Here is a 10,890-nt window from a genome sequence, read left to right as displayed (position 1 = left end):
ATATACGCCTATGGCCATCAATGCGACCATAAGCAATATGGTCAACTTAGAATTGATGAAAACTTTTGCTATTTTACCTGATATTCCTTCTTGCATCTTTTAGCTTTTTTCTTCGGTCTTGATTCTTGATTCTAATCCCTTATCCAACTGTTTACTGTAACGTAACCTTGGCCCCATTAAATAACTTGCCCTCGGCCGAAATGATGTATTGCTCATCACTACTTAAGCCAGAAAGAACTTCAACCTGTTCGCCATAGGTCTTACCTAATCGCAACCATCTCAAAAGTGCCCTATCTTGATCGCTAATGGTGTAAACCCCCTTCAATCCCCCATTTTCAACAAGGGCCGATTTTGGAATCAGTGTCATAGCAACCGTATCCGATTCGCGTGAGACGGGAAACTGAACGGTGGCGAACATCCCAGATAGTATGTTGGCATCGGTATGTTCAAGGATCGCCTTGACCAAATACTGACCTCCCGTATTTTTCGCTGATGAACTTACCTCGGTGACTTTTCCTTTTACCGTTTCATTCATTGATTTTATAAGGATATCTACCGCGGTGCCTGATTTTATCTTTGAAATCTCGCTTTCAGGGATCATTGCGGTTACCTCATAATTCCCCGGAGATTCAATGGCAATCAAAGGCATACCGGGATTGGCCATATCACCGACATTTATGAACTTGTTGGTTACGGTACCACTAAAAGGCGCGCGTATGTTGGCGTATGAGAATTGGGCATTTACCTCATTTTTCATTTGTTCAGCCCCTTCCAATCTGGCCTTGGCCATGTTATAATGGGCAGTTATATCATCCAATTCTTTTTGGGAAGCACTGTTTTCGGCAAATAGGGCCGTAAACCGGTTATAATCTTTCTCAGCATTGGTGAAGGCTGCTGTGGCTTCGGTAATACCCGCATTGACTTGGGCCAACTTAGCCGATAGATCAGTATCGGCTATACTGATCAATTGCTGGCCTTTTTTTACCTTATCGCCAACATTGACATATATTCTGTCAACAAAGCCCATCATTCGCGTACTTAAATTCGCACTGTTGACCGCCTCGATCTTTCCACTGGCCGTTAAAAATGAATTACCACTTTCCGCCGCTACCGAATTCACGGACACCTTTACTGCTTCGGTATCCTCGGCCACGATTTTTTTATCCCCATCCCCACAGCTAACTGTGAAAAGTGCCAATGCAATCATTCCTAAAATAAATGTATTCTTCATTTTGATATTTTTTATAGCTGTTGAATTATTCTTTGGTTAAAAATTGAACATATGCCAAGGCATAATTATGTTGAAAAATGGTCGCATAAAATTCCAATTGCTTCTGGGCAAATTGTGTTTCGGCCATCAATAAATCGGTGGTTTTCTCCAAGCCTTGTTCAAAACGATTGGTCCTTATCCGCAAGGATTCCTTGGATTGTGACAAGGCCAAAGCTGTAAGCTCCAGATTGTTTTTGGCATCCTGAAGCATACGCATGGCCCTATTCAGCTCTACCTGACTTTCTGCCTTATATTGGTTGAGTTCCAATTTAGATTTTTCAAATTCCGCCCGACTCTTCTTGGCTTTACCAAAGCGTTTGGAGCCTTCGAATATGTCCCATTTCAATTCTGCCCCAAATAGGTAACCATCGGCATCGCCTTGAAACACCTCATCATCATGAAGCTCGTACGTACCGAAGGCGTTTAGGCGCGGTAAAAAACTCATTTTATCCGATTGGTACATGTGTCGATACGCCTCAGATGCCTTGGAAACCGCTAGGATATCCTTTCTGTTCTCAGGCAAACTTTCAAAACTGACGGTATTGGTAATGACCGATAGGGAATCGGTGGGTTGCAAAATCAGATAACTTTCATCATTCATCAACACAGAGAGTTGGTTCGAAGCATTCTTGACATTACTCCGGGCATATTGCAATTGGTTATCAATTTCTGTTACCCGGACCTCTACGGCCAAGACATCCGATTTTTGTAAATACCCTTGCTTAAAACTATTAACGGCCAAGCGTTTGTTCTCTAAAGCAGCTTCCTTGGCCTTTTCCAATACCGCTACGGTTTTATAGGACAACTGCAACTCCATGTATGCCTTGTCTACCATTAATTCAATATAGTCCTGCTTGCGTTCAGCCTGCAGTTGTGTCGCATTGAATTTGGCCTTCGCAGCCTTGCGTTGATAGAGTCCATCAAAATTCAACAGCGGTTGCTGTACTTGGATTCTCGTGGCGAAATCCTCAATTTGATTGGGATCATTCAATAATAATGGATTAAAGTCGGCCTGGGTCAATATTTCTTGATTGAGCTTTGAACCAAAGGCCATTAAGGGGTTCGTAGTCGCAATTCCCGTATGTGAAATACTGATATTGGGAAGCAGGACCGCATTGCTCTGATTATAATCCCCTTGGGCCGCCAATACCTCCTGTTCAGAAATTTTCAAGGTATTGTTTTCAGCAAGTACCTTGGCAAGTACTTCCTCCTTTGTAATCAACACCGATTCTTGTGCTTGCGTAGAAAGGATAACGCTGAAAAAAGCCAGTATCAAAAGTAGTTTATTCATTGTTTAATTAATTTGAAGCAAAATTAGAAGGTGACATTAGACTTGACAGTAACATATGTTACCCAATATTGTAACATATGTTACTAAGAAAAAACCCATAAGAACTAAATATCGGGCAAACCACTAAGGTTACCTTTGTTATAGCTTTACGCCATAGGATAGGTCGCCAGCATCTCCTAGCCCAGGAATTATATATCCTTTACTGGTCAGTTCATCGTCAATGGCGGCTATCCACAAATGGGTGCCTTCGGGAAAAACCTTTTTTATATAGGCTACCCCTTGTTTAGAACCTATGACCGAAATAATATGGATCTGCTTTGGTTCACCATGGGTTTTCAATACATTAAAGACATTCTCCAAAGTTCTTCCTGTTGCCAGCATGGGATCGGTAAGGATCAAGGTTTTATTACCTAGACTAGGTGCGGCAAAGTATTTAACGATTACCTCAAATTCATCCCCTCCGTTTGGGTGATTCCTATAGGCCGAGATAAAAGCATTCTCAGCCTTATCGAAATAATTCAGCAAACCATTGTGCAGTGGGATTCCGGCCCGAAGAACGGAACAAAGCACCAACTTATCAATGGGCAATGCCATATTTTTGGTGCCGAAAGGTGTTTGAACGGTCTTGGTATCGTAGTTCAGGGTTTTACTCAATTCATAGCACAGTATCTCCCCGATACGTTCAATATTCCTGCGAAAACGCATGGGATCCTTTTGTATTTCAATATCCCTAATTTCCGCAATAAACTGGTTCAATACCGAAAATTCCGTCTCAAAATGATGTACTATCATACTTTGTATATTTAACTTCAAAATTACGGCATAATCGATGGTTGAACTTAACAAACAGCTTAAATCGTAAGCTATCCTACTTTGTAAAAAACCAATAACCAATACCTGCCGACCCATAAAACACATCCTTCATATATTCCTCGAAAACAGCATCCAAAATACTAATGGTTGTACTGCTTTGTGGAAATACCCATGTTGGGGTAAAAGAAAAAAACGAACTGTTTATGTTACTATTGAATCGGAACATTGAGTTCAATATTTAAAATCTTGAATTCGGTCTTGATCTCTTTCTTGGGCAGTAAGCTATGTAGTTCCTAGAACAACAAGTATTGCCAATAACAATTTCTTTTTCATAATATATTTTTTAAAATTAGCAATTTCCTAAAAGTATACCTTGGCGCATTATGGCCCAATGATATTAATCATGTAACCTATTTTATGTCAATCAAATACACCTTTTTTTTAGGTGACATTTATTACATAAAAAACCCTGACGGAACCGTCAGGGCCATTATCAACAACCAAACAAAAACCGATCAATAATCATGACCAATTTATCTTAAAACCAACTTTATATCGATCCCTCGTTCATGGAATCACAGCAGGTCCGAATCCTAGATGATACCATCAGGGAAATTTTTTCATTCAAGGACCACAACTTTCATTTGTGCTATCCATTATAGCATTATATTCCTCAATAGTGAGGAATTGAGGAGCGTATGTTTCGCCTAAATTTTCCAAACCCCTAACAAAACTTCTCAAATGATTGCGCGAACCGCACTGCAAACTTTCAAACACCAATATAATATCGGCATTTGAGCTTGCATTGATATAGTTTTCGAGGTCAACAATATCAAGATCTTCAATGGTCGCACCGACCTCTAGCGCATTTACCCTATCAATCTGCCCTTTTTCAACAAACTGATTATAATAATCCTGTAATTCTTGATTCTCAAACGCTCCATCTGGCAATAGGGTATAATCAATATTGTATTGATCCAATAAATTGGCTACCGCATTCATATGGGTCTGTTCACTGAGCTTTATATTGGCAAATTGATTAATGCCCCATAATTCATCCAAATACATATAGGTGTCCCGGGCCAATTTTTCCTCCTCCAACATAAATAACAAAGCATTTATATCTTCTTCTGAATCCCCTGAATTTTCCAATACAAGTAACTCCTCCTGTGAATCAATAGGGTTTTCCGTTACGTCTGTGTCCTCCTGCGAATCAACAGGATTTTCCGATACGTTTAGATCCTCTTGAAAACCGACCGAGTTCTCCAATGCTTCTTCTTCCAATAAATTTTCACCATTATCAGTACAGGCCATAAGCAGACTAAACGTTAGGAACCCAAGTACTATGAGGGGCATTTCAATTATTCTATTAAATTTCATGATATATATTTAAATTATAAATGTGTGTTGGTTCGTATTACTATATTTTAGTAGCACATTGTTTTGTATTTAGACCTAGACAAATAGCAATAGTTTGAGATTCGTGTGTTAAATGTTTCTTTTTTGTTTTTCTTTATAACAATTCTTCAATAAAAAAGACACCTACCAAAATGGTAGGTGCCTTTATCAACAACCAAACAAAAACTGATCAATGAACATGACCAATTTATCTTAAAACCAACTTTATATCGATCCAACGTTCATGGAATCACAGCAGGTCGGGATCCTAGATGATGCCATCAAGGAAATTTTTTCATTCAAGGACCACACCTTTCATTGGTACTATCCACTATGGTATTATATTCCTCAATGGTGAGGAATTGGGGAGCGTATGTTTCCCCTGAATTTTCAATAGCCCTGACAAAACTCCTAAGATGGTTTCGTGAACCACACTGAAGGCTTTCAAATACACCGATTACACTTGGGTTCGTAGCAGCATCGATAAATGCAACCAAATCAACGATATCAAGATCTTCAATGGTCGCACCGACCTCTAGGGCGTTACTAGCATCAATCTGTCCTTTTTCCATAAACTGATCATATAGCTTTTGCATTTCTTCATTGGCAAACTCCCCATAGGGCAAAAGGGTATATTCAATTTGATATTGGTCCAATAATTTAGCCACGGCATCAACATGGGATTGTTCGCTCACTTTTATATTCGCAAATTGATTGATCCCATAGAGTCCATCCAAAAAATCATAGGTATCCCTGGCCAATTTTTCTTCCTCTAACATAAAGAGCAGCGCATTTTCGTCTTGCAAGGTTAAATCAGTAACATTCAACTCCGTGCCCGTAATTTCGGTTTCATCGTTGTCACAAGCTGCTAAAGCGACCAGGGCCAACAGTGCCAAACCAATGCTCTTGAACTGTGTTTTACTTTTAAATTTCATAACCTCTATTTTTTTAAGACAAATTTCCGAATTGTAATCGAACCCCACAGCCACATTTGTTACACAAAAAAGACCCTAACAGTAACGTCAGGGCCTTTTTTCAACAACCAAACAAATCAATGAAAAATCGGGGGTCATTGATTAACCTTTCGGGTTCCCCCATGGCCACCAGCAACAATGACCAATATTTTTAAACTTAAATAGATGAACCTAAAGAACTGTATGATGGGATTCATCATTACAAAGCGTTTCGATTTTGATATTCTACGTGTCATTTTCTATATTTTATTCGGGTATCAACCACCAAAAAGGCCGCATTTTAGCTTTATACAAAAAGGCATGGTGCAGGGCCAATTTTAACCAATGCCCGGCCAAACCGATTTCCCCAAAAGTCTTTCCTAGCCGTCTTCCGTGGGTATCCGGATACTTTTTATAATCGGGAACTATGGGGAACGTCGTAATACTGATCCCACTGCCTTTGGTTATTCCATATCCTGAAGATGCAATACATGCGGCTCCCATATTCCCCATTGAACCTTTATGGTGCAATGATGGTTTATTATTCTTAATAGTATCGATAATATTGTCAGCGACCAATTTAGCGGTAATACCTGAGGGCATCCCAGTACGCGGGGGTGATGGGGAAATGGCGGTTCCATTCTTACTCACCCTCGGCTTGGAAATGGCATGTGGGGGAGCAAAAGCGATTCCCGGGGCAAAAATGTTCAGATAGGATGGATTTTGATAGGTTTCCGGCCAATCCTGAACAGACCATTCCTCATACGGTCTAGGTGTATAATCCGCATCAACGATCATAAAACCCTTAAATAATTTTTCCGTAATATCGCCACCCTTTTTATCGTACGCTTTAAAACCATGCCCTGAAAAGGCGGGTATCAACATGGCAAAATCATAGGTTTCCGATTTGTATTCCCCATCCAAGGTTTCATAATGGGCCACGCCATCCTCAATCTTATTGACCCCGGCCCCTATGATCCATTTAATCCCACGGTCCTCAAAGACCATCTCGACCATCTCGCTGGACTTCATAATATTATTGCCATAACTGAGCAACATACCATCCATACCAAAATCACCCAATTTAGGTTCGTTGGCTATCCAAGTTATCTCGGCATTTTCCCGAACATTGTGCCTGCGAAGTTCTTGCTCTACATTCAAAATATACTCAAAAGCTGCTCCTTGACAGGTTGATTTCGCATGTCCTGTGCCGATTAATATTTTTGCCTTTTTACCCTTTTTCATCTCTTGGATCAAGACCTCCAAGGCGTGCCATGCTTCAGTCGCATGGGTGTACGTACATACCGAATATGCCTTATTGGTAGCAGGCTTTAAACCTACGGTCATATCAAAGGCCAACTTGGGTCCTGTGGCATTTATAAGGTAATCATAGGTGACTTTTGCTGTAGTGCCCTGGGCCTCACCGGTGACATATTCAGCCGTAATAAAGGGTTTCTCTATTTCTGAATCCCCTTCGGGGTGAAAGGTGACGACCTTAGCTTGCTTGAATTCTATCCCTTTCTTTTTATACAACGGTGCGAGTGGAAAAAGAATATCCTTTGGTTTCATTCGTCCGATTCCGACCCAAATGTTCGAAGGAATCCATTGATAATTGCCATTGGGGGAAACCACGGTCACCGTATGTTCCTTCGAAAGTTTTCTTCGTAGGTGGCTAGCCGCAACATGACCTGAAATACCAGCCCCCAAAACAACAATTCTTGACATTTAACTATTTTTAAATTCCAATAAAACTACACTTAAAATCATTTGATTTCTATGACCCCTGTCATATGCAATCTTTCTTCGTATTGGATTGTAAAGTTTAGCATTTAAGACAACCTATACTGCAACTTTTGTTACACTTCCATTAATTATTTGCGCTTTAAACAGGTTCGATTTGCGTGTATTGAAGCCCTCTTAATGGTCCCCATAACCTACATCATCCATTTTGCCCTTGAAAACACGATATTGCACTACCATATAGACGATCACCAATACCAAGGCAATAAAAAACCAATTCATGCCGACCGACAACCCATAGGGGTCCGCAGCCATATTATAGAGCGTTAAAGAAGGATTTATGGTATTGGTCGATGGCAATAGTTTTGGAAATATCGAGGCCACGGTAGAAGCCAATCCACCCAAGAGGAACAAGGATGAAAACAAGAATCCCGTTCCGTCTTTTTTAAAGGTCCTTACCTTGAACAATCCGAACAAACCGCTGAATGTAAGCAGGGGTAAAAGCCATAATATGGGATGCTCCAAAAAGTTCTTAAAGGGGTTGGGTTCAATGATATGCCAAATCAACAGGGAAGCAACCACAAGGGCCAATAAAACAAAATTAAGGGTATAGACTACCTTCCTCAGTTTTGGGTTCAAACTTGAATTGGTTTTAAATATAATCCAATTGGCCCCATGAATGGTCAAGGCCACAATCCCGACCACTCCCAAAAGCAAGGTGAACCAATCGATAATCCCCAATTGTTCCGCTTGTGGACTTAAGCTAGGGTTCCATAAGGGCAAAAAGAAATAATGGGCCTCTTGGGTGGATATCCCATTTTCGACCATCCCCAAATTAACCCCCCTGACCACATTACCAAGGGCAACGCCAAAGAATAAGGCCAATAACAAACTTGCGATGCCAAAAGCCTTGTCCCAGATAGTTTGCCACATGCTATTATGAACCTGTCCCCTGAGTTCCAATCCAATCGCCCTGAAAATGAGCAGCCATAAAATCATGATCAAGGGCAAATAAAACCCGCTGAAAGAAGAAGCATATAAGGTCGGAAATGCAAAAAACAATACTCCCCCGGCAGCAATCAACCAAACTTCATTGGCATCCCAGAAGGGCCCAATGGCATTGGTAATGGCTTTTTTGTCTTTTTCGGTTTTGGCAAAGAACAAGTGAATGATACCTGCACCAAAATCATAGCCATCCAAAATAACATAGACCGCCAACATGGTCACTAAAACGATATACCAAAATAGTTCCATACTTAATGTTTTAAAATTTGAGGCCCTTTATTGATTATTTTTCCGACGAGCATTATAAACAAAAGGCCCAATAAAAGGTACAGTCCTATAAACCCCAATAGGGTAAACAGGGTGTTCCCTGAGGAAACGGTAGGAGATGCCCCGGCACTAGTCCGCATCAGATTATAGACCAACCAAGGCTGTCGACCCAATTCAGAGGTATACCAACCCGTGGTATTGGCGATATACGGAAAAGGGAGCATGAATACCAACGACCATAATATCCATTTGGTCCTATATAACTTCTTACGATATAATTGAATGGAAGCCAGCAACATCAATGCTATAAAAATAGTCCCCAAACCGACCATTATATGATAGGAATAGTACAGGCCGGGAATATTCGTGGGATAATCCTTTTCATCAAAATCATTCAATCCTTTTATTTCAGCCTCCCAATCCTGATAGGTCAAAAAACTCAGAATATTAGGGACCGCAATTTTATTATCCAGTTTTTTCTCGAGCATATTCGGCTGGCCGATCAATACAATCCCAGACCCCCCTTCTTCGGTCTCGAAGATACCTTCCATGGCCGCAAAGGTCACTGGTTGGTATTTCACGACATTCTTTGCAGTCCAGTCCCCAGTTGGAAATGCGACCAAAACACTCGAGATCAAACCAAAAATTACTCCTGTTTTGACAAAAAGTTTTCCAAATTCGCTATGCTTGTTGTTTAATATATAAAATGCCCCAATGGCGGAAACAACAAACGATGCGGTTATTACGGAAGCCAATTGATTATGCAGGTATGAAGGCCAGAGCCAAGGATTGGAAAACAGGGCCGAAAAATTATTTAGAACGAATTTGCCATTTTCAAGTATTTCATATCCTACAGGGTGCTGCATCCAGGAATGGGTGGCAATGATTAAAAAACCACTGGCCCAAGAACCTAAAAACACCAAAAAACCCGTTAAAAAATGAAGCTTATGTCCCAATAGTTTTTCCCCAAAAAGAAACAATCCCAAAAAGGAGGATTCCAAAAAGAAGGAAAACATACCTTCCATGGCCAAAGTCTGCCCTATGATCCCTCCTGTAAGTTCCGAAAATTTCGCCCAGTTGGTCCCAAACTGAAATTCCATCGGAATTCCCGTTACCACCCCCATGGCAAAGTTCAGGGCAAAGACCTTCATCCAGAATTTGGCGGCGTCATTGTATTTCTCCAATTTGGATCTCAAGAATTTCCATTTGAAATAAACGATCATCAATGAAAGTCCCATGGTCAATTGCGGAAATAGATAATGAAAGGTTATCGTGAATGCAAATTGCATTCGATCATAAAAAAGCATGTCATCCATACCAAAGGTATTTTAGATAAAAAGAGCCATGAGCTTATACACCCATGTTTTGAGCGACCAAATTTCCAATAGAAAAGACAGAAAAGCTGCAACCTTTGTTACACTTCCAAAAAAAAATAAAAAAGTACCTCCCAATCGATTTCGAAGTATAAAATTTCATGGAATAAAACAACCCACCAATGATCTTAATCATTTGAATTTGCAAATAAATTCTTTTCTTCGCACCCTTATTTATTTTGAATCCACCTCGGGATGTAACACCAGTGGCATCGATTACATCTGCCGACCTCATTTAAAAGGCCTTTATAGGGTAACCCTAGACCCCAACTTTAACGTTGTAATCTTAGGCTGTTGGCATTAATGTGACTAATGTCACTTTTCATTCTAAAAAAAGAAATTACATTTGTCCCGTGAACAAAGGCAGGCTCATTTTCTCTATGTTTTTTCTGGTCATTACCTTGACCAGTAGCCTGAAGATTGCCGGGACTTTAGGGTATTATGCCCTGTTCACCGAAGATTTCATTGAACGTTATTGCGAAAATAAAGCGCGGCCCGAATTGCATTGTGATGGGAAGTGTTATTTGGCCAAAATGCTTTTGCAAGAATCCAAGGACGATACCCCGCCCATAAATATTGATCTTTTAAAGAATGAAACCGTTCTTTTTTTGGAAGAAAATTTGACGTATGACTTTGTTGGCGACCGGGAATCCGAGATGGCCAATTATGGGTATACGAATCACTATCACTTCAGTTTTTTAAAGGAAGAAATTCAACCTCCGCGGTCTTAGCATACTTCCGTCCCTTTTTTTCGCTGAATGATCCAATACTTCCACTCAG

The 10,890-nt window shown here is 40.4% G+C and carries 10 protein-coding genes; 1 reads left to right on the top strand and 9 read right to left on the bottom strand.

Going from position 1 to position 10,890, the window contains the following annotated elements; translation table 11 throughout:
- Nucleotides 1-151 precede the first annotated feature (151 nt).
- The 9 genes from WBM98_RS12160 to WBM98_RS12120 form a co-directional block, all read right to left on the bottom strand.
- Complete coding sequence (locus tag WBM98_RS12160; RefSeq protein WP_424366294.1) at nucleotides 152-1,231, bottom strand: efflux RND transporter periplasmic adaptor subunit; 1,080 nt, start codon at nucleotides 1,229-1,231, stop codon at nucleotides 152-154.
- 25 nt (nucleotides 1,232-1,256) lie between these two features.
- Nucleotides 1,257-2,561: a TolC family protein gene (locus WBM98_RS12155; protein WP_424366293.1), complete on the bottom strand. Its 1,305-nt coding sequence runs from the start codon at nucleotides 2,559-2,561 to the stop codon at nucleotides 1,257-1,259.
- 138 nt (nucleotides 2,562-2,699) lie between these two features.
- Entirely contained in the window at nucleotides 2,700-3,353 is a 654-nt protein-coding gene (gene upp / locus WBM98_RS12150; RefSeq protein ID WP_424366292.1) for a uracil phosphoribosyltransferase, read from the bottom strand.
- Between the two features lie 645 nt (nucleotides 3,354-3,998).
- Entirely contained in the window at nucleotides 3,999-4,754 is a 756-nt protein-coding gene (locus WBM98_RS12145) for a DUF2202 domain-containing protein (RefSeq protein ID WP_424366291.1), read from the bottom strand.
- Between the two features lie 317 nt (nucleotides 4,755-5,071).
- Nucleotides 5,072-5,707, bottom strand: a complete 636-nt coding sequence (locus WBM98_RS12140; protein WP_424366290.1) for a DUF2202 domain-containing protein — start codon at nucleotides 5,705-5,707, stop codon at nucleotides 5,072-5,074.
- A gap of 134 nt (nucleotides 5,708-5,841) precedes the next feature.
- Nucleotides 5,842-5,982 carry a hypothetical protein gene (locus WBM98_RS12135; protein ID WP_424366289.1) on the bottom strand — a complete coding sequence of 47 codons (141 nt, stop codon included), beginning with the start codon at nucleotides 5,980-5,982 and terminating at the stop codon, nucleotides 5,842-5,844.
- A gap of 10 nt (nucleotides 5,983-5,992) precedes the next feature.
- A complete protein-coding gene (locus WBM98_RS12130) occupies nucleotides 5,993-7,450 on the bottom strand; it encodes an NAD(P)/FAD-dependent oxidoreductase (RefSeq protein ID WP_424366288.1) in 1,458 nt (485 codons plus the stop codon).
- Nucleotides 7,451-7,642: 192 nt separating this feature from the next.
- On the bottom strand, nucleotides 7,643-8,719 hold the full coding sequence (gene cydB, locus WBM98_RS12125) for a cytochrome d ubiquinol oxidase subunit II (RefSeq protein WP_424366287.1): 1,077 nt from the start codon (nucleotides 8,717-8,719) through the stop codon (nucleotides 7,643-7,645).
- A gap of 2 nt (nucleotides 8,720-8,721) precedes the next feature.
- The gene (locus tag WBM98_RS12120; RefSeq protein WP_424366286.1) at nucleotides 8,722-10,053 is read right to left on the bottom strand and encodes a cytochrome ubiquinol oxidase subunit I; all 1,332 of its coding nucleotides are present in this window, start codon (nucleotides 10,051-10,053) and stop codon (nucleotides 8,722-8,724) included.
- 410 nt (nucleotides 10,054-10,463) lie between these two features.
- On the opposite strand from WBM98_RS12120, the gene WBM98_RS12115 reads away from it, so the two are divergent.
- Nucleotides 10,464-10,841, top strand: a complete 378-nt coding sequence (locus WBM98_RS12115; protein ID WP_424366285.1) for a hypothetical protein — start codon at nucleotides 10,464-10,466, stop codon at nucleotides 10,839-10,841.
- Nucleotides 10,842-10,890 lie beyond the last annotated feature (49 nt).

Source organism: Maribacter sp., from assembly GCF_049667165.1.
In the GTDB taxonomy this organism is placed as follows: domain Bacteria; phylum Bacteroidota; class Bacteroidia; order Flavobacteriales; family Flavobacteriaceae; genus Maribacter_A.
This window is presented reverse-complemented; position numbering and strand designations above follow the sequence as displayed.